The sequence below is a fragment of the Streptococcus sp. ELY_125 genome (assembly GCF_058314535.1).
Map to the genome: position 1 here is coordinate 1 of NZ_JBZFUM010000032.1, position 22628 is coordinate 22628.

General features: G+C 43.4%; 22 protein-coding genes. 20 read left to right on the top strand and 2 right to left on the bottom strand.

Going from position 1 to position 22628, the window contains the following annotated elements; translation table 11 throughout:
- Positions 1-139: 139 nt before the first annotated feature.
- A complete protein-coding gene (gene mnmE / locus AC4HAL_RS10405; protein ID WP_491094104.1) occupies positions 140-1510 on the bottom strand; it encodes a tRNA uridine-5-carboxymethylaminomethyl(34) synthesis GTPase MnmE in 1371 nt (456 codons plus the stop codon).
- 155 nt (positions 1511-1665) lie between these two features.
- Between mnmE and rpiA the strand changes: the two genes are divergently transcribed.
- The 7 genes from rpiA (at position 1666) to AC4HAL_RS10440 (ending at position 7892) form a co-directional block, all read left to right on the top strand.
- Positions 1666-2337, top strand: a complete 672-nt coding sequence (gene rpiA / locus AC4HAL_RS10410; protein ID WP_491094122.1) for a ribose-5-phosphate isomerase RpiA — start codon at positions 1666-1668, stop codon at positions 2335-2337.
- 50 nt (positions 2338-2387) lie between these two features.
- Positions 2388-3599 (top strand): phosphopentomutase, encoded by a 1212-nt coding sequence (locus AC4HAL_RS10415; protein ID WP_491094105.1) that lies wholly within the window; start codon positions 2388-2390, stop codon positions 3597-3599.
- Positions 3600-3608: 9 nt separating this feature from the next.
- On the top strand, positions 3609-4403 hold the full coding sequence (locus tag AC4HAL_RS10420) for an alpha/beta fold hydrolase (protein ID WP_491094106.1): 795 nt from the start codon (positions 3609-3611) through the stop codon (positions 4401-4403).
- Between the two features lie 232 nt (positions 4404-4635).
- Positions 4636-5445 (top strand): purine-nucleoside phosphorylase, encoded by an 810-nt coding sequence (locus tag AC4HAL_RS10425; RefSeq protein ID WP_491094107.1) that lies wholly within the window; start codon positions 4636-4638, stop codon positions 5443-5445.
- A gap of 483 nt (positions 5446-5928) precedes the next feature.
- Entirely contained in the window at positions 5929-6633 is a 705-nt protein-coding gene (deoD, locus tag AC4HAL_RS10430; RefSeq protein ID WP_491094108.1) for a purine-nucleoside phosphorylase, read from the top strand.
- A gap of 1 nt (position 6634) precedes the next feature.
- Positions 6635-7399 carry a LytR family transcriptional regulator gene (locus AC4HAL_RS10435; RefSeq protein WP_491094109.1) on the top strand — a complete coding sequence of 255 codons (765 nt, stop codon included), beginning with the start codon at positions 6635-6637 and terminating at the stop codon, positions 7397-7399.
- A gap of 28 nt (positions 7400-7427) precedes the next feature.
- On the top strand, positions 7428-7892 hold the full coding sequence (locus AC4HAL_RS10440) for a COG2426 family protein (RefSeq protein WP_491094110.1): 465 nt from the start codon (positions 7428-7430) through the stop codon (positions 7890-7892).
- Between the two features lie 79 nt (positions 7893-7971).
- Here AC4HAL_RS10440 and AC4HAL_RS10445 read toward each other — a convergent pair whose 3' ends face one another.
- Positions 7972-8886: a LysR family transcriptional regulator gene (locus AC4HAL_RS10445; RefSeq protein WP_447452081.1), complete on the bottom strand. Its 915-nt coding sequence runs from the start codon at positions 8884-8886 to the stop codon at positions 7972-7974.
- Between the two features lie 213 nt (positions 8887-9099).
- On the opposite strand from AC4HAL_RS10445, the gene rfbA reads away from it, so the two are divergent.
- From rfbA to AC4HAL_RS10510, 13 genes are all read left to right on the top strand, one after another.
- Positions 9100-9969, top strand: coding sequence for a glucose-1-phosphate thymidylyltransferase RfbA (rfbA, locus tag AC4HAL_RS10450; protein WP_447452082.1), 870 nt, complete (start codon positions 9100-9102; stop codon positions 9967-9969).
- Positions 9969-10562, top strand: coding sequence for a dTDP-4-dehydrorhamnose 3,5-epimerase family protein (locus AC4HAL_RS10455; RefSeq protein ID WP_491094111.1), 594 nt, complete (start codon positions 9969-9971; stop codon positions 10560-10562). Before rfbA ends, AC4HAL_RS10455 begins: the two co-directional genes overlap by 1 nt.
- A gap of 338 nt (positions 10563-10900) precedes the next feature.
- Positions 10901-11947 (top strand): dTDP-glucose 4,6-dehydratase, encoded by a 1047-nt coding sequence (rfbB, locus tag AC4HAL_RS10460; RefSeq protein ID WP_491094112.1) that lies wholly within the window; start codon positions 10901-10903, stop codon positions 11945-11947.
- 131 nt (positions 11948-12078) lie between these two features.
- Entirely contained in the window at positions 12079-12540 is a 462-nt protein-coding gene (locus tag AC4HAL_RS10465) for a hypothetical protein (RefSeq protein WP_491094113.1), read from the top strand.
- A gap of 551 nt (positions 12541-13091) precedes the next feature.
- On the top strand, positions 13092-13889 hold the full coding sequence (locus AC4HAL_RS10470; protein WP_491094114.1) for a dihydroorotate dehydrogenase electron transfer subunit: 798 nt from the start codon (positions 13092-13094) through the stop codon (positions 13887-13889).
- A 15-nt stretch (positions 13890-13904) separates the two neighbouring features.
- A complete protein-coding gene (locus tag AC4HAL_RS10475; RefSeq protein WP_491094115.1) occupies positions 13905-14840 on the top strand; it encodes a dihydroorotate dehydrogenase in 936 nt (311 codons plus the stop codon).
- Between the two features lie 370 nt (positions 14841-15210).
- Positions 15211-15909 (top strand): orotidine-5'-phosphate decarboxylase, encoded by a 699-nt coding sequence (pyrF, locus tag AC4HAL_RS10480; protein WP_491094116.1) that lies wholly within the window; start codon positions 15211-15213, stop codon positions 15907-15909.
- A 45-nt stretch (positions 15910-15954) separates the two neighbouring features.
- Positions 15955-16584: an orotate phosphoribosyltransferase gene (pyrE, locus tag AC4HAL_RS10485; protein WP_491094117.1), complete on the top strand. Its 630-nt coding sequence runs from the start codon at positions 15955-15957 to the stop codon at positions 16582-16584.
- Between the two features lie 41 nt (positions 16585-16625).
- Positions 16626-16973 carry an MmcQ/YjbR family DNA-binding protein gene (locus AC4HAL_RS10490; RefSeq protein WP_491094118.1) on the top strand — a complete coding sequence of 116 codons (348 nt, stop codon included), beginning with the start codon at positions 16626-16628 and terminating at the stop codon, positions 16971-16973.
- Between the two features lie 10 nt (positions 16974-16983).
- Positions 16984-17484: a YbhB/YbcL family Raf kinase inhibitor-like protein gene (locus AC4HAL_RS10495; RefSeq protein ID WP_491094123.1), complete on the top strand. Its 501-nt coding sequence runs from the start codon at positions 16984-16986 to the stop codon at positions 17482-17484.
- A 27-nt stretch (positions 17485-17511) separates the two neighbouring features.
- Positions 17512-18165, top strand: a complete 654-nt coding sequence (locus tag AC4HAL_RS10500) for a uracil-DNA glycosylase (protein ID WP_491094119.1) — start codon at positions 17512-17514, stop codon at positions 18163-18165.
- A 14-nt stretch (positions 18166-18179) separates the two neighbouring features.
- On the top strand, positions 18180-19451 hold the full coding sequence (locus AC4HAL_RS10505) for a dihydroorotase (protein WP_491094120.1): 1272 nt from the start codon (positions 18180-18182) through the stop codon (positions 19449-19451).
- Between the two features lie 389 nt (positions 19452-19840).
- Entirely contained in the window at positions 19841-22279 is a 2439-nt protein-coding gene (locus AC4HAL_RS10510; protein WP_491094121.1) for a 5'-nucleotidase C-terminal domain-containing protein, read from the top strand.
- Positions 22280-22628: the final 349 nt, after the last annotated feature.

A 22628-nucleotide genomic window follows, 5' to 3' on the forward strand; every position in this document is an offset into this window, starting at 1 on the left:
GGCCTTTTTATTTTGACCAAATTCAAGTAAATACCTTAGTTATTGTCACCTCAGGCCATATTTTTCTAGAGAATTTTTAAAAAAAGACAAACTCCCAAAAAGAAGTTTGTCTTCGGTCTGAAAGGTCCACTGGACCTTTTTATTTACCCAAGCAAAATTGGCTGAAGAGCTGGGTGATGAGTTCGTCTGGAGCAGCATCACCGGTGATTTCTCCGAGGATTTCCCAAGTTCTGGTCATATCAACTTGAAGCAAATCAACAGGCATTCCCATTTCTAAGCCCTTGTTAACTTCCTGCAGACTGGCCAAGGCTTTCTCAATCAGGGAAATATGACGGCTATTGGACAGGTAGGTGGCATCTTTTTCGACCAAGCTAGCATTATCGAAGAACAGTTGGTTGATGCGCTCTTCAATAAGATTGATATTCTCATTCTTTAAGACCGATATATCGATAGCGTCTTCTGGCAGACCTTCCCGCTCAATATACTGCGGTAGGTCGGTTTTATTGATGAGAACAATGCGATTGCTGTTCTTGCTGATATCAAGGAGAATTCGATCTTGTTCGGTTAGTTCTTCAGAGCCATTAAGTACTAAAAGGACCAAGTCTGCCTCAGCTAGGGCTTTTTTAGAACGTTCGACGCCGATTTTTTCGACTGCATCCTCAGTCTCTCGGATCCCCGCCGTATCAATTAGTTTAAGCGGAACGCCATTGATATTGACATATTCTTCAATGACATCACGTGTTGTCCCCTCGATATTGGTGACAATAGCCTTTTCTTCTCGCAAGAGATTATTGAGTAGGCTAGATTTACCGACATTAGGGCGGCCAATGATCGCCGTTGATAGCCCCTCACGCAAGATTTTCCCCCGCTTAGCGGTTCTTAGCAAGCCTGTCAGCAGGTCTTCAAAGTCCTGTGTTTTTTCTTGTATTAAAGCCGTTGTGACCTCTTCGACATCATCGTATTCAGGATAGTCAATATTAACCTCAACCTGAGCCAAGGTATTAAGGATCTCTTGGCGCGTGTTATCGATGAGATTTTTAAGAGAACCATCCAACTGCGCTACAGCAATATTCATGGCTTTATCGGTTTTAGCTCGGATGAGATCCATAACAGCTTCTGCTTGGGTCAAATCAACCCGACCATTAAGAAAGGCCCGCTTCGTAAATTCACCCGGCTCAGCCATCCGTGCACCCGAACGAATGAGAAGCTGCAAAATTTCATTGGTAATAGCAAGGCCGCCATGTGTGTTGATTTCGACCACATCTTCGCGAGTGAAAGTCTTAGGTGAGCGCATAACGCTGACCATGACCTCATCAACAACCTGATTGTGATCCATAATGTGCCCGTAGTTAATGGTGTGGGAATCTACTTCTGCCAAATTTTTCCCCTTAAAGAGGCTGTTAGCAATGGCAATTGCTTCACTGCCAGAAAGGCGGACAATGCCGATAGCACCTTCCCCCATGGGTGTAGAAATAGCAGCAATCGTATCAAATTCTTTAGTAATGGACATATGTTCTTCCTTGCCGTGTGTTTAAGATAACCTCATTGTAACGCAAAGGCAGGGGACTAGCAAGTGTTTAATATGGCTTTCAGAGATGGTACTCCCAGCCTTTTCATGATATAATAAGTTGATTAATAACTAGATGGGAAGATGCGATGCAGAATATGGATGAACTCAAAAAAATAGCTGGTGTGACCGCTGCTCAGTATGTCAAAGACGGTATGACTGTGGGACTTGGAACAGGTTCAACAGCCTATTATTTTGTTGAAGAAATCGGCCGCCGTGTTCAGGAAGAAGGCCTGCAGATTGTCGGTGTGACAACTTCAAGCGGGACAACCGCTCAGGCTGAGAGTCTTGGCATTCCGCTCAAATCTGTTGATGAGGTTGACTTTATTGATGTGACTGTTGACGGTGCCGATGAGGTTGATCCTCAGTTCAACGGTATCAAGGGCGGCGGCGGTGCTCTGCTCATGGAGAAAATTGTTGCAACTCCCACCAAAGATTATATCTGGGTTGTTGATGAGAGCAAGCTGGTGGACACTCTGGGAGCTTTTAAACTGCCAGTTGAGGTTGTCCAGTACGGTGCCGAACGTCTTTTCAGAGAATTTGAAAAGAAGGGTTACAAGCCTGCTTTCAGGGAATATGACGGTGTTCGTTTCGTGACGGATATGAAAAACTTCATTATTGATTTGGATCTGGGTTCTATCCCTGATCCTGTTGAGTTTGGTGCTGAGCTGGATCACCAAGTCGGCATTGTTGAACACGGTCTTTTCTGTGGCCTAGTCAACCGTGTTATTGTTGCTGGTAAAGACGGCGTTCAAGTTTTGGAAAACTAATTGTTATAGGTAATGGGTGCCAACCGTAACCACCCTTAGAAAGAAAGATAATGTCTAAATTTAATCGTATTCATCTTGTTGTTTTGGATTCTGTTGGTATTGGAGCAGCACCAGATGCTAATAACTTCTCCAATGCTGGCGTACCGGACGGTGCTTCTGACACACTAGGACATATTTCCAAAACAGTTGGCCTCAATGTGCCAAATATGGCCAAAATCGGTCTTGGTAATATCCCGCGTCCGCAGGCTCTAAAAACCGTTCCCGCCGAAAGTCAGCCAACTGGCTACGCAACCAAACTAGAAGAAGTATCTCTCGGGAAAGATACCATGACCGGCCACTGGGAAATCATGGGGCTCAATATCACTGAGCCTTTTGATACCTTCTGGGATGGCTTCCCTGAGGAAATTATTACCAAGATCGAGGAGTTTTCCGGCCGCAAGGTCATCCGTGAAGCCAACAAGCCTTATTCAGGAACACAGGTGATTGCGGACTTCGGTCCGCGTCAGATGGAGACTGGTGAGCTGATTGTCTATACCTCAGCTGATCCAGTACTGCAAATAGCAGCCCACGAAGATGTCATTCCGCTGGATGAGCTTTATAAAATCTGTGAATACGCCCGCTCCATTACCTTGGAGCGTCCAGCTCTTCTCGGCCGTATTATCGCCCGTCCTTATGTCGGGGAACCCGGCAACTTTACCCGGACAGCCAACCGCCGCGATTTAGCAGTATCACCCTTTGCACCGACAGTCTTAAATAAACTGGATGAAGCTGGCATTGATACTTACGCTGTTGGTAAAATCAATGATATTTTCAACGGAGCTGGAATTAACCATGACATGGGTCACAATAAATCCAACAGCCACGGTATTGATACTTTGCTTAAAACCATGAACCTGTCTGAGTTCACTAAAGGCTTCTCATTTACTAACTTGGTAGACTTTGACGCTCTTTACGGTCACCGCCGCAATGCCCATGGCTACCGCGATTGTCTGCATGAATTTGATGAGCGTCTGCCGGAAATCATTGCAGCCATGAAAGAAGATGACTTGCTTCTTATCACAGCTGACCACGGAAATGATCCAACCTATGCCGGAACCGACCACACCCGTGAATATGTGCCGCTTTTAGCTTACAGTCCGACCTTTAAGGGTAGCGGCATTATCCCAGTCGGCCATTATGCCGATATTTCAGCAACTATCGCAGATAACTTCGATGTGGACACAGCCATGATTGGGGAAAGCTTCTTGGATAAATTGGTATAAAAGATCTAAATGTATCAAGCACAGAATAGAGTCCTAACTGTTAACGGTACCAAAATGGACTACCTGACTTTCGGTAGAGGGACAAAGCCGCTAATTTTAATTCCTGGATTGAGTACCCAAAGAATCAAGGGGATGGCCTTGCAAATGTCCTATGCTTATCGTATTTTTGCCAAAGGCTACAAGGTCTACATGTTCGACCGCAAGGATAAGGTTGAGGCTGGTTACAGCATTTCAGATATGGCAGATGAATTAGCTCAAGCCATGAAATGTTTGAATCTTGAAAAAGCAGATATCATTGGCGTTTCGCAAGGCGGAATGATCGCTCAGAGCCTAGCAGCTACTTATCCCAAATTAGTCAACAAGTTGGTTCTCGGGGTCACTCTAGCCAAAGTTAATGATCAGGCAAGGACAACCATAGGACACTGGATAAGACTAGCCCGGGATAAAGAGCGTCAGCAGATGGTGATTGATATGATGGACAAGGTCTATTCTGAGCGCTATGCCAAGCGCAACCGCTGGCTGATCTATCTTATGTCTAGATTCATGAAGCCAAAAGAGCTGGATAGGTTCATTATCTTGGCGGATTCCATTTTGCATTTTGATGCCAGCGACAAGCTCAAAGAAATTACCTGTCCAGTTTTTGTAATCGGAGGTGGTAAGGATAAGGTAGTAGGTACTCGGTCATCAGCTGAATTAGCCATGGCTCTCAACTGTGCTCATCATATTTATCCGAATTTAGGGCACTCAGCCTATATTGAGGCAAAGGATTTTAATCAAAGAATTCTGGCATTTTTACAGTCTTAGTTAAAGGAAAAATTTAAATTTTGTAGAAAGGATTGTTCAGTTGAGATGATGAGTTCATCTGCTTAACTGAGTATGGGCTTAAGGACTTCGGCAAAAAAGATACCTAGCTAATCATCTTTGGATGATTGCAGATACGGCTACTTTTAGGTGCAAACGGGACCTAGGCGTCAAGCTGTCGATCGGTTTCTTGTTTTGCTATTGTCCGTCCGTTTAGGCCCTTAATATCTGAAATATGACATTATTAGAAAAAATTAATCAAACAACCGAGTTCTTGAAAAACAAGGGCATGATGACACCTGAGTTCGGTCTGATTTTGGGATCTGGTCTCGGTGAGTTAGCAGAAGAGATCGAAAATGCTGTTGTATTAGACTACGCAGATATTCCTAATTGGGGACGCTCAACAGTCGCAGGTCATGCCGGCAAGCTAGTCTATGGCGATTTATCAGGCCGCAAGGTCTTGGCTTTGCAGGGACGTTTTCATTTCTACGAAGGTAATCCACTGGAAGTAGTGACCTTCCCTGTGCGAATTATGAAAGCTCTGGGTTGTCAAGGTGTCTTGGTCACCAATGCGGCCGGCGGCATTGGTTTTGGCCCGGGAACCCTCATGGTTATCTCTGATCATATCAACCTGACAGGACAGAATCCTTTGATTGGTGCTAATATAGATGAGATTGGTCCGCGTTTTCCGGATCTGTCCAATGCCTACAGCAGGGATTATCGAGAGACGGCTCATCAAGTGGCTGATAAACTGGGCATCAAGCTGGATGAAGGCATTTATATCGGTGTGTCAGGTCCATCTTACGAGACCCCCGCTGAAATCCGCGCCTTTAAAGCCATGGGAGCCGATGCTGTGGGTATGTCAACTGTTCCTGAAGTCATCGTCGCAGCGCACTCAGGTCTCAAGGTTCTGGGAATTTCAGCTATCACCAATCATGCAGCTGGTTTCCAAGATGAGCTCAACCATGCAGAAGTGGTTGAAGTAACTCAGCGTATCAAGGGCAACTTCAAGGGGCTTGTTAAAGCTATTTTGATGGAGCTGTAAAATCAATCTGAAAGGTAGGTGCTTGTATGAAAAATAGAAATTCTAAAAAAAATGCACATCCTAAGTGCAGTTCTATTTCATCTAGCTAGGCTTATCTTTTTATTTCAATCTTCTACCAGAATCATAGGAATCATGTTTATCTGTCTAGGGGCATCACAAACTGCATTAGCTACTGGAAAATCCGATGACGATAGCGATAAGAATTGATCGTTTTAACTGAGAAAAGATGGCGACTCAATCATTTTCAGTTAACCAATCTATTGACTATAGATAGGAGTGGAAACTTGGTTTCTATATTTTACAAGAAAAGAATTCAATCCTCTGGACTTTCTCAATAAAAATAAAGAAAGGATAGGGCACCGTATTTGCTCTAACCAAATACGGGCTAAGGACTGTGACAAAAGGTCGATTGCCAAGAAATTAGAGTTTTCGAGCGATTTCCTATTTTGTCTGGGTCCTCTTAACGCCCTTTATATCTTAACTATGTCTATTCATATTGAAGCAAAACAAGGTCAAATTGCTGATAAAATCTTACTGCCGGGAGACCCCCTGCGTGCTAAATTTATCGCTGAAAATTTTTTAGAAGGTGCCCAGTGCTTTAACAATGTCCGCGGCATGCTAGGCTATACCGGCACCTACAAAGGAGAGCATGTCTCTGTCATGGGAACAGGAATGGGCATGCCATCTATTTCTATCTACGCTAATGAATTAATAACATCTTACGGCGTTAAAAAGCTCATTCGTGTCGGAACTGCCGGTTCGCTCAATAAAGATGTCCATGTCCGAGATTTAGTTTTGGCACAGGCAGCTGGGACCACCTCCAGCATGATCAAAAATGAATGGCCCCAGTATGATTTCCCGCAGATAGCAGACTTCAGCCTTTTAGATAAGGCTTACCATATTGCAGAGAATTTGGGGCTGACAACCCATGTCGGCAGTGTCCTGTCAATCGATGCCTTTTACTCTGACTTTGCAGAGAATAACATTAAACTCGGCCGGTTGGGAGTCAAAGCTGTTGAGATGGAAGCAGCAGCGCTCTATTACCTAGCATCTAAACATGGTGTTCAGGCGCTTGGTATTATGACTATTTCGGACAGTTTGGTCGCAGATGAAGATACGACAGCGCAAGAGCGTGAGACAACCTTTACGGATATGATGAAAGTGGGCTTGGAAACCTTAGTGGACTAAGATGATGACAAACCTAGTAAAAGAATCCTTAGAAATCCTGCTCAATCATTATGATTATGCCTCGGCTTATGGTATTATCAAATCACAGCCAATTAATCAGGATGCCAAGAGGCTCATTTATCTTATGAAACGTCGCAGACAGCTGGCTATTGATGAACTCTATCAAAAAGATATTCAGCAGGATTTTAAAAAACGCTATCAGTTCGATTTGGTGACTAATCAGCCTGAGGAGGAGCTTTTATCCAACTATATTATGGATTTACAGGCCAAGGTCAAAACAGAGGATATTATTGACTTTGTCCGCGCAGTCAGCCCTATTATTTATCGTCTCTTTATGCGTTTGATTTCCAGAGAGATTCCTGATGTTTCTGACTATATGATAAATGCTAAGGGAATTCAGTACGACACATGGAAGTTCGAAGAGATGAGTCGGTCTGGTGATCCTGTGCTGATGACTTTTGCCGATATCTGGCACGATCCGCGAGTGACGTCAAAAAGTCTGCAGGTTTTGATTGAACATCTTCCCATTTCAGCGTCTCTCAAAAAGGATGTAACTTTTTTGAGAGATATGGAAAAATCAGTTAGGAATCCTTTGGCTCACTTAATCAAACCCTTCGATGAAAAAATCCTACACCAAACAACAGGTTTTTCGTCGCGTGCTTTCTTGGAAATGATCATCAAGCTGGCCCGTCACACGGATATTGTTTATCACGAAAATCCATTTTACTTTGACCAGATTAATACGTTAATTCTCTCACTTTTATAATTGAAACGAAAGGTTCCCTTTATAAGCTATGAACTATCTCTATACTTTTTTAATCTCTATGATCCCCTTGATTGAACTGCGCGGTGCTGTTCCTTACGGTGTAGCAACAGGTATCCCTATGTGGCAGGCCATTGTTATCGGTATTATTGGCAATATGCTGCCTGTACCAGTCATCTTTTTCTTCGCCCGCCGCGTCTTGGAGTGGGGTGCTGATAAGCCTATTATCGGCGGCTTCTTTAGCTGGTGCCTTAAAAAGGGGCACAGCGGTGGTCAAAAATTGGCCAAGGGAGCCGGTGCCAAAGGTCTCTATTATGCCCTCTTTCTTTTTGTGGGTATCCCCCTTCCTGGGACAGGTGCTTGGACAGGAACGCTGGCAGCCTCCATTCTTGATCTCAAGTTTAAGAATAGCATCATTGCTACCATGGCCGGAGTTGTCCTAGCTGGTTTTATCATGGGCCTTGGTTCTGTATTTGTCAAAGGACTATTCTTTTAATCATGTATGCTTCTATTTACCTATCTTTGATATAAATAAAAACAGTCAGCATTCCTGAATGTACTGCTGACTGTTTTTATTAGTCTTTTCCGTCAAACTTGACTTCTTCCAAGAGATAGTCAATAAAGCGTTCTCCCATTTTAGAGAGGTTGGCTTTTTCATGCTTGAGGTAAATAATGTCAATCTTATCCTCTACATCTAAAGGGATAGAGACAATATCATCTCCGTTGAGATTACTGTTAAGAATCCCTGTTGCAATAGTATAGCCATCCAAGCCGATTAGCAAGTTAAAGAGAGTAGCACGGTCAGATACAACAATGGATTTTTTATGAGGAACTTGCGACATAATTTCTTCAGAAAAATAGAAGGAATTGTGGACCCCTTGCTCGTAACTGAGATAGGGGAAGTCTTCTAAATCACTTAGGGCGACTGAACTTTTGCCAGCCAAAGGATTGGATTTACTGACAAAAATATGAGGCTGTGCCGTAAATAAGTGGGTGTAGGTTAAGTGGTTATCATCGAACATTTTGGTTAACACATCACGGTTATAGCTGTTGAGAAAGAGCACTCCAATTTCTGAGCGGAAATTCTTGACGTCGTCAATAATTTCATAGGTTCGTGTTTCCCGCAAAAACAGCTCGTATTGACTCATATCAGTTCCCTTGAGAAGGGAGACAAAGGCATTGACCACAAAGGCATAATGCTGGGCTGAGACACTGAATAGCTCACGATTATCAGCGGTACTCTTATAACGTTCCTCTAGCAGATTAGTCTGTTCAACCACCTGACGGGCGTAGGAGAGGAACTCCATACCATCCTTAGTCAGAGTAATGCCTTTAGGATTGCGGATAAAAATAGTAATATTCATTTCCCGCTCCAAATCTCTGACAGCATTGGAAAGGCTGGGCTGGGTGATATAGAGTTGTTTAGCAGCTTCATTCATACTGCCAGTTTCGACGATCTTGATAATATAGTGTAATTGTTGAATTCGCATAAGCTTATTGTAACATAAATTAGCTATAGTTACAGACTATAGTCTTTGAGAGGCCAATCAGACTCAGCTGGATATCTTATGAATTAAGAATTTGAAAAAAGAAACTGTCCTTAAAAAGCAGGCGGAGGGTAGGGAAAGTTCTGATTTTTACTGACTTTTGAGTGGGCTTGTGATATAATTCTAAATGACAAATTGTGAAAGGAAGCTTTTCTCATGAAAGGTATTATTCTTGCGGGTGGGTCAGGAACCCGCCTCTACCCATTGACCCGTGCGGCATCAAAACAATTGATGCCTGTCTATGATAAACCCATGATCTACTATCCTTTGTCAACGCTTATGCTGGCAGGTATCAAGGATATTTTGATTATTTCAACGCCGCAGGATTTACCGCGCTTCAAAGAATTGCTTCAAGATGGCTCAGAATTCGGTATTAAGCTTTCCTATGCCGAACAGCCAAGTCCAGATGGTCTTGCCCAAGCCTTCATCATCGGCGAAGATTTCATTGGTGATGATAATGTAGCTCTTATTTTAGGAGATAATATTTATTACGGCCCTGGCCTCAGCCGCATGCTGCAAAAAGCGGCTGGCAAGGAAAAAGGAGCGACTGTTTTTGGCTATCAGGTTAAAGATCCTGAGCGCTTTGGTGTCGTTGAATTTGACGATAAGATGAACGCTGTTTCTATTGAAGAAAAACCTGAAAGACCTAAATCACACTACGCTGTGACAGGATTGTACTTCTACGATAATGACGTTATTGAGATTGCTAAAAATATAAAGCCTAGTGCGCGTGGGGAACTGGAAATTACCGATGTTAACAAGGCCTATCTAGATCGCGGTGACTTGTCTGTTGAGGTTATGGAGCGCGGTTTTGCTTGGTTGGATACCGGAACCCATGAAAGTCTGCTGGAAGCTGCCCAGTACATCGAAACGGTGCAGCGTATGCAGAATCTGCAAGTGGCTAACCTTGAAGAGATTGCCTATCGTATGGGTTATATCACTAAGGAGCAAGTTCTCGAACTCGCTCAGCCTCTCAAGAAAAATGAATACGGACAGTATTTGCTGCGTTTGATTGGAGAAGCTTAATGACAGAAGAATTTTTTGGAAAAGAATTAGCTGCCCATAAGATTGCTGCTATCCCTGATATGATTGAATTTGATATTCCCGTTCATGGGGATAACCGCGGTTGGTTCAAAGAAAACTTCCAGAAAGAAAAGATGCTCCCTCTTGGTTTCCCAGAAAGCTTCTTTGCTGAAGGTAAGCTGCAAAATAATGTCTCTTTTTCTCGCAAAAATGTTTTGCGCGGTCTTCACGCAGAACCATGGGACAAGTATATTTCAGTTGCTGATGAGGGTAAGGTGCTTGGCTCTTGGGTTGATCTGCGTGAGGGTGATAGCTTTGGGCATGTCTACCAAACCGTTATTGATGCATCTAAAGGGATCTTTGTCCCCCGCGGTGTTGCCAATGGTTTTCAAGTTTTGTCAGATAAGGTAGCCTACAGCTACCTCGTCAATGATTACTGGGCTTTGGAACTCAAACCCAAATATGCCTTTGTCAACTATGCTGACCCAAGTCTCGGTATCCAGTGGGAAAATCTTGAGAAGGCTGAAGTCTCAGAGGCTGATAAGCATCATCCACTACTCAAAGATGTGAAGCCATTGAAAGCAGAGGAATTGTAAGAATTAATTTGCTGTTTAGGTAATCAGCGTGCAGAGTTGCTGATGAGCTTTGACGCAGTGATTACAAATATCTAATATATTGCTAGATATTTCGACAGCTAATCCTTGGTTCTAAACAATGAAACTATTATAATAGTTGAGCTGTGTCCGTTACGGCAATAAAAAAGAAAAACAAGCTAGAAAGGAGTGTTCGGTTTATCTTGCAAAACTGAACACGGGGCTAATTTCCCAGAAGAAAAGAGATGCTATCCCTTCCTAGACGTAAAACGTCTTTGTCAAGATTTCTATTTTTCTAGGGAAATTTTCAGCAAGCTGAATCGCCCTTTATATCTTAATTTATGTCTGAATACAAAAACATTATCGTGACCGGTGGTGCTGGTTTTATCGGTTCAAACTTTGTCCACTATGTTTATAACAACCATCCGGATGTCCATGTGACTGTTCTTGACAAACTCACTTACGCTGGCAACCGTGCTAATTTGGAGGAAATCCTCGGCGACCGTGTAGAGTTGGTTGTGGGTGATATTGCTGATGCTGAATTGGTAGACAAATTGGCCGCTAAAGCAGATGCCATCGTCCACTATGCGGCTGAAAGCCACAATGACAACTCGCTCAAAGATCCGTCACCATTTATTTATACCAATTTTGTTGGAACCTATACGCTTTTGGAAGCTGCACGTAAATACGATATTCGTTTCCACCATGTATCAACCGATGAGGTTTATGGCGACCTCCCTTTGCGTGAAGATTTGCCAGGTCACGGTGAAGGCGAAGGTGAGAAATTCACAGCTGAAACCAAGTACAACCCATCATCGCCTTATTCATCAACCAAGGCAGCGTCTGATCTGATCGTCAAGGCTTGGGTGCGTTCATTTGGTGTCAAAGCAACTATTTCCAACTGTTCAAACAACTACGGACCTTACCAACACATCGAAAAATTCATTCCGCGTCAAATTACCAACATCTTGTCTGGTATCAAGCCAAAATTGTATGGTGAAGGTAAGAACGTGCGTGACTGGATTCATACCAATGACCATTCAACTGGTGTTTGGGCCATTCTCACTAAAGGCCGTATCGGTGAAACCTATCTTATCGGTGCTGATGGTGAGAAGAACAACAAGGAAGTGCTTGAACTTATCCTTGAGAAAATGAATCAGCCTAAAGATGCTTACGATCACGTAACAGACCGTGCAGGGCACGATTTACGCTATGCCATCGATTCAACCAAACTGCGTAAGGAGCTCGGTTGGGAGCCGCAATTCACTAATTTTGAAGAAGGTTTAGAAGATACCATTAAATGGTACACTGAGCATAAAGACTGGTGGCAGGCTGAGAAGGAAGCAGTTGAAGCCAATTATGCCAAGACTCAAGATATCCTAAAATAAGAAAAACGAGCCAGTAAGCTCGTTTTTTAATAAGAGTCAGTAGTCGACCTAACCTTATGAGGCTTTTGAGCTTAATTTTACTAGTATTTTATGATAGAATAGAATAAAAATAAGAAGCAAGGGAACATTTTATGGAACAAGGACTTCAAGATTATCAGCAGCTCTTGCACAAGCTCGCTGTTACCAGACACTATCTCCACCTTTTTGAAACAGAGCTGTCAATGATTAGACAGGAACCTTCTCTCTTGGAATTTTCTGTGGAGACTGTTTTGATTAAACCAGAGATTGAAAAAATTTTAGAAGCCTGCAGTCCGCTCAAACGTCAAGAGGAGAAGGTGCAAGCCCTGTCTTGGTATGATGAGCCTTCTTTCAGACTAATGAATACCTCTCTGGATGTAGTTGGTGAGTGGCTCAAGCAGCTCGCTTTCTTGGAAGAAGTTGCTGTTGCCCAGCCGTTTTTCTACAACCTTCTGGATCAGGACCGTGCCAAATCATTTGGAATCTTGGTTGATCTCTACGGTAGCCTGCAGGTTGCAACAGCAGCCCTTAAAGAGGAGTACGAGCGCCCTTATGAAGTTCCTGATAATCAGTAAGTCAAGAACCAAACAACTGACAAATTTAGAGCCAGAAAAAGACTTCAAAGAGGGAACTAGAAAGCTGGGTGCCGTCATCAGCAAGTATTCTGCTATCTTTTATGCGAGGTTGAAACAAGGGAAACCTCGCTATATCAACTAGTTGTAATAGCTTGATCACGGTTGAGGAAAAGTTCAGTTGGCTTTAGCCAGCTTAGAATTTCTCCTGCATAGTTCATTACGGATTCTAGTACTAATGAACCACTGTTGACTGGAGAGTTAGTGCTTTGAATTTTAGACTCTCAGGTGTAGGGCTATAAAGCTGGGGGACAGTTAACTTTGCTAACCTCAAATCTTAGTTGTAACATGAAGATTGTTTATTTTATTTCCAACTAAAAAGATCTCTCAGATCTCTTAGTTGTTCGGGGGGTGGGACTGAAAAATCGATTTCTGTGAAATCACGATTTTTGTCCCTCCTTTTTTAAAAAGCAAGAAATCCTGTTTCGGAAAGCACTAGCATAAAAAGTTCTGTTTTCCTTCTGATAACCACTAAATAGAAAGGGAATACGATAATGGATAAATCTGAGCAAAAGGCGCCAATTCTCAAGGAAGATCTGCGTGTAATCAACCAGACTGAGATAGCCCCTAGGATTTTTAAAATGGTTCTGGCAGGCCAGATGGTAAACGATATGGAGATCGGACAGTTTCTCCATCTGCGCGTGCCAGATCCCAGCAAGCTTTTACGGCGGCCAATTTCTATCTGCGATATTGACCGAGAAACTCAGCAAGCCAGCATAATTTATCGGGTTCAGGGTATGGGGACAGAACTTTTATCCCAGTTAAAATCTGGTGATTTTATAGATACCATGGGGCCACAAGGTAATGGCTTTGATATTTCTAACGTCTCTGCCGGTCAAAAGGTTCTAATTATCGGAGGAGGTATTGGGGTCCCCCCGCTTTATGCGACAGCTAAAGCTTTGGCCGAAAAAGGGGCTGACGTAACGGCGGTTCTAGGATTTGCTAATAAAGCAGCTGTTATCCTTGAAGAAGAATTCAACCGTTATGCCCATGTAACGGTCACAACTGATGATGGCTCTTATGGCATTAGGGGGTATGTCTCAACGGTTGTTGATGAACTGACAGATGATTATGCGGCTATCTATGCTTGCGGTGCACCTGGCATGCTGAAATACGTTGACAGTAAATTTGAGCATCACCCTCATGCTTACATGTCTTTGGAAGAAAGGATGGCTTGCGGTATGGGAGCTTGCTATGCTTGTGTCGTTCATCTCAAAGACAGGGCCGAAGCTGCCAATAAACGCGTCTGTGAAGATGGACCCGTCTTTGCAACAGGTACAATAAAGATCTAAGAGGAGGTATGAGAAATGTCCGATAACCGCTTAGCCATTTCTTTACCCGGTTTGGAATTGAAAAACCCTATTATTCCAGCTTCTGGCTGCTTTGGCTTTGGTCAGGAATACGCCAAGTATTACGATCTTGACAAGTTGGGCTCCATTATGATTAAGGCAACGACCAAAGAAGCCCGTTTTGGCAATCCAACTCCGCGTGTTGCTGAAACACCGTCTGGCATGCTCAATGCCATTGGGCTTCAAAATCCCGGTGTTGATGCTGTTTTAGCAGAGAAACTTCCTTGGCTGCAGGAGCATTATCCTGATTTACCCATTATCGCTAATGTTGCTGGCTTTTCTAATGAGGAATATGCCTATGTTGCTGGAAGGATTTCACAGGCGCCAAATGTTAAAGCGATTGAGCTTAATATCTCTTGTCCCAATGTTGACCACGGCAATGCAGGTCTCCTGATTGGTCAGGTTCCTGAATTGACTTATGCGGCAACTAAAGCTGCCGTCGCAACCTCCCGAGTCCCAGTCTATGTTAAATTAACACCTAGCGTCGCTGATATTACGCAAGTAGCCAAAGCGGTTGAAGATGCCGGTGCTACCGGCTTTACTATGATTAACACCCTAGTGGGCATGCGCTTTGACTTGCAAAGTCGAAAGCCTATCATTGCTAACGGAACAGGCGGCATGAGCGGTCCGGCAGTCTTCCCCGTCGCCTTAAAATTGATTCGTCAGGTTGCCCAGAATTCCAGTCTTCCTATTATTGGCATGGGCGGGGTTGACAGTGCTGAAGCGGCACTTGAAATGATGCTGGCCGGAGCCTCAGCAATTGGCGTCGGTACAGCTAATTTTACCGATCCTTTTGCCTGCCCTAATATTATCGCTGACCTACCCAAGGTTATGGATAAGTATGGTATTAAGAGTTTAGAAGAGCTGAGAAAAGAAGTTCGGAAAAACTTATAAATTTTCTAACGTTTGACCATCATGTCTATACTTCTGTACCCCTTACAGCATTTGATTGACAGTTAAGCACCTGTAAGTTACAATAGAACCAATAATAAACCTTTAAGTTCAGTCCAGAGAGGCTAGCAAGGGAACCATGATATAGGGGTGGGGATTGCCCTGATTTTTGTCATACCTTGCCTCTTTGGCAAGGTTTTTTCTATGACTCGACCCTTAGTGAGATAAATTGAACTTAGGTCTTGCCTTGATTCAATTTGAACGAAAGTGAAAATGAGTTAAGACAAGGTGGTTGTCGCTTATCAAAAACAGAAATTTGCTGCCAGACAAGTCTCCTATTTATCTGCCAATAGAAAGGATATTTAAAACAGTTATGAGAGAATCACGCCCTATCGTCGCTCTAGATTTCCCTTCCTTTGAAGCGGTCAAAGAATTTTTAGACCGTTTCCCTCGGGAAGAAAAGCTCTATGTCAAGATTGGTATGGAACTTTACTACGGGGCAGGCCCTGAGATTGTTTCTTATGTTAAATCACTGGGACATTCCGTCTTTTTGGATTTGAAATTGCATGATATTCCCAATACGGTCAAGTCTGCTATGAGCGTTTTAGCTAAGCTTGGTGTGGATATGACTAATGTCCATGCAGCTGGTGGTGTTGAAATGATGCAAGCAGCAAGAGAAGGTTTAGGCAAGGGGCCTAAATTGATTGCCGTTACCCAGTTAACGTCAACTTCTGAGGAACAAATGAGAGACTTCCAAAATATTCAGACCAGCCTGGAAGAGTCGGTTCTGCATTATGCCCAGAAGACGCAAGAAGCTGGTTTAGACGGCGTGGTCTGCTCAGCTCATGAAGTGGCTAAAATTAAGGCAGTAACCTCTGAAGACTTTATCTGTTTGACCCCGGGTATCAGGCCCGCTGGTTCAAGTGTCGGTGACCAAAAACGGGTGATGACCCCAGCTGATGCCCACAGAATTGGTTCTGACTACATCGTGGTTGGACGCCCTGTTACTCAAGCTGAGGAGCCTGTCGCAGCCTATCAAGCTATTAAAGCTGAGTGGAATGCTCAAGCCTAAAACTTACAAGCTAACCTAATCCCCAATTTAGAACGGAGAAACTTTATGACATTAGCATCACAAATTGCATCAGATTTACTAGATATCAAGGCGGTTTACCTCAAGCCTGAGGAACCATTCACTTGGGCTTCAGGCATTAAATCACCAATCTATACAGACAACCGTATCACTCTCTCCTATCCTGAAACCCGCACTTTGATTGAAAATGGCTTTGTTGAAAAAATCAAGGAAGAATTTCCAGAAGTTGAAGTCATTGCTGGGACAGCGACAGCAGGGATTCCTCACGGAGCTATCATTGCGGATAAGATGAATCTGCCATTTGCCTATATCCGCAGCAAACCCAAAGACCATGGTGCGGGCAACCAAATAGAAGGCCGGGTTGTCAAGGGTGAAAAGATGGTCATTATTGAGGATTTGATTTCAACTGGTGGCTCTGTATTAGAAGCTGTCGCAGCTGCTGAGCGCGAAGGAGCCGATGTTCTTGGTGTAGCAGCCATTTTCACCTATGAATTGCCCAAGGCTGATAAGAACTTTGCTGATGCAGGAGTTAAATTGGTAACCCTGTCCAACTATTCTGAACTTATCAAGGTAGCCAAGGTTCAAGGCTATATCAATGCCGATGGTCTGCAACTGCTGAAAAAATTCAAAGAGAATCAAGAAACCTGGCAGGATTGATTCTGTCGCTGTAAGAAAGAGAAAATTAATAGGAGGTTCCAATGGATTTTGGCAATGTCACCAAGCGGGAACTGCTGGATTGGTTGGTTGATCTGACTGGAGCTGAGGAGGCTTATCCCTTTACGCGTGAGAAAAGTAAGGATACGCCAGTCATTCGGCATCGTCGCAATCAAAAAATGCTTGCGCTGGTGACACAGAAGGAAGGGAAACTCCTGCTCAATCTCAAACTCCAACCCGAGCAGGTAGAGATGATGATGGACACAAAGGGCGTTATCCCAGCTTATCACATGAATAAAAAGCACTGGCTCAGTGTTTTGGTCAATGAAACTGAGCTGAGCGAGCCTGAACTTGAGGCCATGGTGCTGGAAAGCAGCCGTTTAACACGTTAGGAGGTTAATGATGAGAATTACAGTTCCTTTTGAAAATAAAATTATCCCAGATCGTTATAGCAAGCACACTAATGAACTTGAACTGGGAACTGCTGTCGTATCCTTCCCTTTCTCGATAGAAGATGTACCCGCAGGGACTAAGACCTTTGCTTGGGCTCTTATCGATTATGATTCCATTCCAGTCTGCGGTTTTGCCTACATTCATTGGACAGTCGCTAATGTTCCTGCTGCTAAGACCGTGATTGAGGCAGATTTTTCCCGAACAGACAGCCAGCACCTTCATGGCAAAAACAGCCTTGTCAGTAAATTTTTATCAACAGATTTTTCGGCTATCGAAAATAACTACATCGGGCCTTACCCGCCAGATAAAGATCACCTCTATACTCTAAAAGTTTATGCTCTGGATACTGAACTTGCACTTGAGCGTGGGTTCTACCTTAACGAGCTTATGCATGCCGTTGAAGGTCATATCTTGGCTGAAGCAGAGCTTGATCTGGTCGGTAAAGTCTGATCTTGAGTTAAGAAAGGATGCTGCCTTATGGAACATTCAAGCTGGCATGAACTGATTAAAGCTCAGTTACCCGAACATTATTTTGGAAAAATCAACGCCTTCATGGATCAGGTTTACGCTCAAGGCGTCATCTATCCGCCGCGGGAAAAAGTTTTCAATGCTATTCAAACAACGCCACTGGAAAAGGTTAAAGTGGTTATTATTGGTCAGGATCCCTACCACGGTCCCAAGCAGGCACAGGGGCTGTCGTTTTCGGTTCCTGAGGATATCCCAGCCCCACCGTCTCTGCAGAATATTCTCAAAGAGTTAGCACAGGATGTTGGTTTGCGTGACCATCACGATTTGACGCCTTGGGCTAAGCAGGGTGTACTCTTGCTCAATGCCTGCTTGACAGTACCAGCGGGTCAAGCTAATGGTCACCAAGGCCAGATTTGGGAGCCCTTTACAGATGCGATTATCAAGGTTGTCAACGAACAGAACAATCCAGTTGTCTTTATCCTCTGGGGTGGTTTTGCCCGTAAGAAGAAGGCTTTGATTAGCAATCCCATCCACCATATTATCGAGTCTCCTCATCCTAGCCCGCTGTCTGCTAATCGTGGTTTCTTCGGTTCGCAGCCCTTCTCACGAGCTAATGCTTATCTAAAAGAAGATGGCTTGGAGCCTATAGATTGGCTGAAATAAAGAAAGGAAGCCCCATGTTATTAATTAAAAATGGTCGAGTGATTGATCCCAAGTCAGGATTTGATAAAGTTTCAGATGTGCTCATAGATGGTAAGCGAGTGATTAAAATCGCTGAGGATATTGATGAAAAGACCGCAGAAGTAATTGATGCAGCTGGGCTGATTGTGGCCCCGGGTCTTGTTGATATCCATGTTCACTTTCGTGAACCCGGACAGACACACAAAGAAGATATTCATACAGGGGCCTTGGCAGCTGCAGCAGGCGGCTTTACTAGTGTCGTAATGATGGCTAACACCAGTCCGACCATTTCAGATACGAAAACCTTGAAAGATGTGCTTACCAGTGCAGCTAGAGAAGATATTCATATCTATACCAATGCGACAGTTACCAAAGATTTTGATGGTCAGAATCTGACGGACTTTAAAGCCCTTTTAGAGGCAGGAGCAGTTTCCTTCTCAGATGATGGGATTCCTCTGAAAAGTAGCAAGCTAGTCAAAGAAGCCCTAGAATTGGCCATGGAGAACAATACTTTCATTGCTCTCCATGAAGAAGATCCAGAACTCAATGGGATTCTTGGTTTCAACGAAACGATTGCCCGTGAGAAGTTTGGTTTCTGTGGGGCCACTGGTGTAGCTGAATACAGCATGATTGCGCGTGATGTTATGATTGCTCATGCTACCCAATCTCATCTGCATATTCAGCATCTATCCAAGAAGGAATCAGTTAAAGTGGTCGAATTTGCCCAGCAGTTAGGAGCGCCAGTAACAGCAGAAGCAGCCCCTCAGCATTTCTCTAAGACCGAGGATTTACTTTTGCTTAAAGGGGCTCTAGCTAAAATGAATCCCCCTTTACGGACAGAAAAAGATCGTCGAGCTGTTATTGAAGGTCTTAAGAGTGGCGTGATTTCGGTCATTGCAACTGACCACGCTCCTCATCATAAGGATGAAAAAGACGTGGCGGATATAACCAAGGCACCGTCGGGAATGACTGGGCTAGAAACCTCACTTTCATTAGGCTTAACTAATCTTGTAGAGACAGGAGAGCTGACTTTATCTCAGCTCTTAGCCAAGATGACCTGCAATCCTGCTAGCCTATATTCTTTCGATGCGGGTTATTTAACTGAAGAGGGTCCAGCAGATATTGTGATTTTTGCAGATAAGGAAAAACGACAAATATCTGATCAGTTTGCATCGAAAGCGGGCAATTCCCCCTTTATTGGTGAAACGCTAAAAGGGGTCGTTAAATATACAATCAGTGACGGCACTATCGTTTATCAAGCTGATTGAAAAAGCGCTAGTATGTTTATGCTGCAGCCTAGGGTATACTCTTTGAAAAACACATGATGGGCTATTGTACGGATACTGCCAGCTTTGCTGGTCTTATGCCAAGCCCTCTTCTCGTCTGATTTTGAGCATTAGATGAAAATCTGATGTTTGAGATGCTGTTCACAGCGAAGCGTTTTTAGCAAATAAAAAATGGAAAAACAAATCAGTCCTAGCAGAATATTTTATTTTATGAGAGTGAATCAAGATTATGAGAACACCTTAATGGGCTTAAAGTCAGTCTTTTTAGATCTTTATCAGGCAGCTATAATAATATTTTCTAAACAATCTTATTTAAAAATAGTGCGATTTATTGTATAATAAAGGATAATCATATTATTTTGGAGACCTTCATGCGCAAGCAAACAATGTTAATCCCGACCCTATCTGCCCTCTTGTTTTCAACGGCAATTTTATCTAATAAAGTAGCTGCTGATGAGGCAAATCCTGTTTCTGCGGACAATTCGGCAGGAGCGTCGTCGGTAGCAGAAGCAGAGCGAGCTGGTCTTGCGGAAGAATCTTCAGTCAACACTAACTTATCCAGCTCAGAACAAAGGGCAGCGGTAGATGAACAAGGACAACAGAATATTATCTCAGAGGTCTCATCGGAAACAGGAGGAGAGCTAAATTCAGCGGATGATAATCAGCTGACAATGGCTAGATCTGCAACAGCAGCTTCAAAAACGACTAGTGAGGGCACTACCATCATCCATACTAATGATGTTCACGGCCGCATAGTAGAAGAAGAGGGTGTTATTGGTGATGCCAAGCTAGCTGCTATCGTAAAAGCCAGTCGTGCACAGGGAAAAACACTTCTGTTTGATGCAGGGGACTCTTTCCAAGGCCTGCCAATCTCTAATAGTAGTAAGGGTGAGGATATGGCTGACATCATGAATACCATCGGTTATGATGCTATGACTTTAGGAAATCACGAGTTTGATTTTGGTCTCTATCAGCTCAAGCGCCTGCGAGAAAAATTGAATTTTCCTATGATTAGCTCCAATGTCTACGTCAATGGTACTCGCTTATTTGAAGCGTCGACCATTATCGATAAAAATAAGGAGGTCGAAGGGGATGAGTTTGTTGTTATTGGAGTGACAACACCTGAGACCGCTACTAAAACACACCCTAAAAATGTCGAAGGGGTGACCTTTGCTGATCCTATTACAGAGGTTACTAATGTCATTGAGCAGACAGAGAGTCAAGCTAGGGCTGAAGGTAAGTACTATCACAACTATGTTATTTTAGCTCATTTAGGCGTTGATAATACGACTAAACCAGAGTGGCAGGGAACGAGCCTTGCTAAAGCTCTTGCTAAAAATGCTAACCTCAGGGGGAAGAATGTCATTCTTATTGATGGACATTCCCATACGGTTCTACAGATTACAGATGGCAATGTCATTTATAATCAAACAGGCAGTTATCTGCACAATGTTGGTAAGATTACTCTGAATGCTGATAAAGTATTGTCAGCCGGCGTCATTACAGCAGAGCAGGCTCAAACCATCCAAGCAGATAAGGAAGTGTCTGATTTAGTAGCCAAAATTCAAGCCAAGTATCTGGCGGACAGTGCAACTGTTATTCGCCCCAACAATCCTGTTGAGCTCAACGGCGACCGTATGAATGTTCGTGTCCGTGAGACGAACTTGGGGAATTTGGTCGCAGACTCGATTTTAGCCTACGGTCAAACAGGCTTTAGCCATAAGACCAATTTAGCAGTTACCAATGGTGGCGGTCTGCGTGAGATTCTTAAAAAGGGTGAACCTATTACTAAGGGGGATGTTATATCTGTTCTGCCTTTTGGTAATACGGTATCGCAGATTCAAGTGACTGGCAAAACCATCTACGAGATGTTTAAAACATCTCTAAAATCCCCTACTCAGACAGATAAGAGGGGGCTGCCTATCCTTGATGATTATGGTAACCCCTTGCTGGAGCCAAGCGGCGGCTTTTTGCAAGTAGCTGGCGCCCGTGTCTACTATGATACGAATTTATCAGATAAGGTTGATCAGCGAATCCTAGGTATTGAAATTTTAGATCCGGATACTGATAAGTATCAGGTTCTCGATATGAATGCCGTTTATTATTTAGCAACTAATGATTTCCTTGCTTCTGGTGGTGATAGCTATACTATGTTAGGAGGGATGCGCGAAGAAGGGCCGTCTATGGATCAGGTCTTTACTGATTATCTCAAGTCCAATGTCGATTTGAGTCAGTATGCTGTCGTAAATCCTAACAGCCGTCTTATCTCAGTTGATGCTACCTACTACTTTTATGGGACAGAAGGCTTGCAGTATCAGCTGGGCGATTGGCTGAGTGATAGTAAATCTATCAAAAAAACACCTCCTAAACTTGATCTTAATTTAGAGGACTCGCAAAAAGATAAACCTGCTCCTAAAGCAGATTCTGCGACTATTGAAAACAAGGAAGCAGAAAAAGAAGTTGAAGCTCTGCCTGCGCTGGATGAAGTCAAGGAAACTTCTGAATCTGGTAATACCCATTCAGAAACTAATCAGGACAGTGTGTCTGAGGTTGATAAGGCATCGACGACCGAGAAACCAACAATCAATTCAGAATTAGGCGCTAGTGATGCTAATAGTGGTTTTGGCTCTGGAACAGGTCGATCCTCTCAAGGCAATTCAAGTATTGAGGCAAGTTCGCGTCCTATTGGTACTCATACCTCTAATTCGGCAGGTAAACACTCTAATGAAGTACTTGTCAGCGTCCTTGGTGTTACGATCATTGCTGCTGGAGCTGCTTTTGATCATTTCCGCGCCCGTAAATCAAGGTAATAGGAAGGATATGGAAAAGCACCGCCTTTTGTGCAGTTTAAAATTAGGAGATGAGCTAGATAGCGGAATTTTTCTTAAGTTTAACATTAAGGAATATGAGACCTTAAAAGCCTCAGTGACTTTGAACTGAAAGATAAGCAGCCTTTAGTCAGTTGCTTTTTTACCTAACTAAACAAGAATGAGGTTTGAGTGATAATAAAAAATGAGTTCCATTTTAAACGGAACTCATTTCAGACTGAAGACAAAGCTCTTGGAATTACATTTCTAAGAGCTTTTTGCTCTGTTTAGGAGTATACTAAAAGAAAACAGTTTGTGAGGTAAGGCCATGTTTCACAAAGAAAAGCCAGAT

Excerpts from the sequence above, each read along its gene's own strand:
- rfbA (WP_447452082.1), top strand. The coding sequence starts at position 9,100 with ATGAAAGGTATTATTCTTGCGGGTGGGTCAGGAACCCGCCTCTACCCA.
- mnmE (WP_491094104.1), bottom strand. The coding sequence starts at position 1,510 with ATGTCCATTACTAAAGAATTTGATACGATTGCTGCTATTTCTACACCC.
- AC4HAL_RS10425 (WP_491094107.1), top strand. The coding sequence starts at position 4,636 with ATGACATTATTAGAAAAAATTAATCAAACAACCGAGTTCTTGAAAAAC.
- pyrF (WP_491094116.1), top strand. The coding sequence starts at position 15,211 with ATGAGAGAATCACGCCCTATCGTCGCTCTAGATTTCCCTTCCTTTGAA.
- AC4HAL_RS10455 (WP_491094111.1), top strand. The coding sequence starts at position 9,969 with ATGACAGAAGAATTTTTTGGAAAAGAATTAGCTGCCCATAAGATTGCT.
- AC4HAL_RS10420 (WP_491094106.1), top strand. The coding sequence starts at position 3,609 with ATGTATCAAGCACAGAATAGAGTCCTAACTGTTAACGGTACCAAAATG.
- rpiA (WP_491094122.1), top strand. The coding sequence starts at position 1,666 with ATGGATGAACTCAAAAAAATAGCTGGTGTGACCGCTGCTCAGTATGTC.
- AC4HAL_RS10440 (WP_491094110.1), top strand. The coding sequence starts at position 7,428 with ATGAACTATCTCTATACTTTTTTAATCTCTATGATCCCCTTGATTGAA.
- rfbB (WP_491094112.1), top strand. The coding sequence starts at position 10,901 with ATGTCTGAATACAAAAACATTATCGTGACCGGTGGTGCTGGTTTTATC.
- pyrE (WP_491094117.1), top strand. The coding sequence starts at position 15,955 with ATGACATTAGCATCACAAATTGCATCAGATTTACTAGATATCAAGGCG.
- AC4HAL_RS10475 (WP_491094115.1), top strand. The coding sequence starts at position 13,905 with ATGTCCGATAACCGCTTAGCCATTTCTTTACCCGGTTTGGAATTGAAA.
- AC4HAL_RS10415 (WP_491094105.1), top strand. The coding sequence starts at position 2,388 with ATGTCTAAATTTAATCGTATTCATCTTGTTGTTTTGGATTCTGTTGGT.
- AC4HAL_RS10445 (WP_447452081.1), bottom strand. The coding sequence starts at position 8,886 with ATGCGAATTCAACAATTACACTATATTATCAAGATCGTCGAAACTGGC.
- AC4HAL_RS10500 (WP_491094119.1), top strand. The coding sequence starts at position 17,512 with ATGGAACATTCAAGCTGGCATGAACTGATTAAAGCTCAGTTACCCGAA.
- AC4HAL_RS10435 (WP_491094109.1), top strand. The coding sequence starts at position 6,635 with ATGATGACAAACCTAGTAAAAGAATCCTTAGAAATCCTGCTCAATCAT.
- AC4HAL_RS10465 (WP_491094113.1), top strand. The coding sequence starts at position 12,079 with ATGGAACAAGGACTTCAAGATTATCAGCAGCTCTTGCACAAGCTCGCT.
- AC4HAL_RS10505 (WP_491094120.1), top strand. The coding sequence starts at position 18,180 with ATGTTATTAATTAAAAATGGTCGAGTGATTGATCCCAAGTCAGGATTT.
- AC4HAL_RS10490 (WP_491094118.1), top strand. The coding sequence starts at position 16,626 with ATGGATTTTGGCAATGTCACCAAGCGGGAACTGCTGGATTGGTTGGTT.
- AC4HAL_RS10510 (WP_491094121.1), top strand. The coding sequence starts at position 19,841 with ATGCGCAAGCAAACAATGTTAATCCCGACCCTATCTGCCCTCTTGTTT.
- AC4HAL_RS10495 (WP_491094123.1), top strand. The coding sequence starts at position 16,984 with ATGAGAATTACAGTTCCTTTTGAAAATAAAATTATCCCAGATCGTTAT.
- AC4HAL_RS10470 (WP_491094114.1), top strand. The coding sequence starts at position 13,092 with ATGGATAAATCTGAGCAAAAGGCGCCAATTCTCAAGGAAGATCTGCGT.
- deoD (WP_491094108.1), top strand. The coding sequence starts at position 5,929 with ATGTCTATTCATATTGAAGCAAAACAAGGTCAAATTGCTGATAAAATC.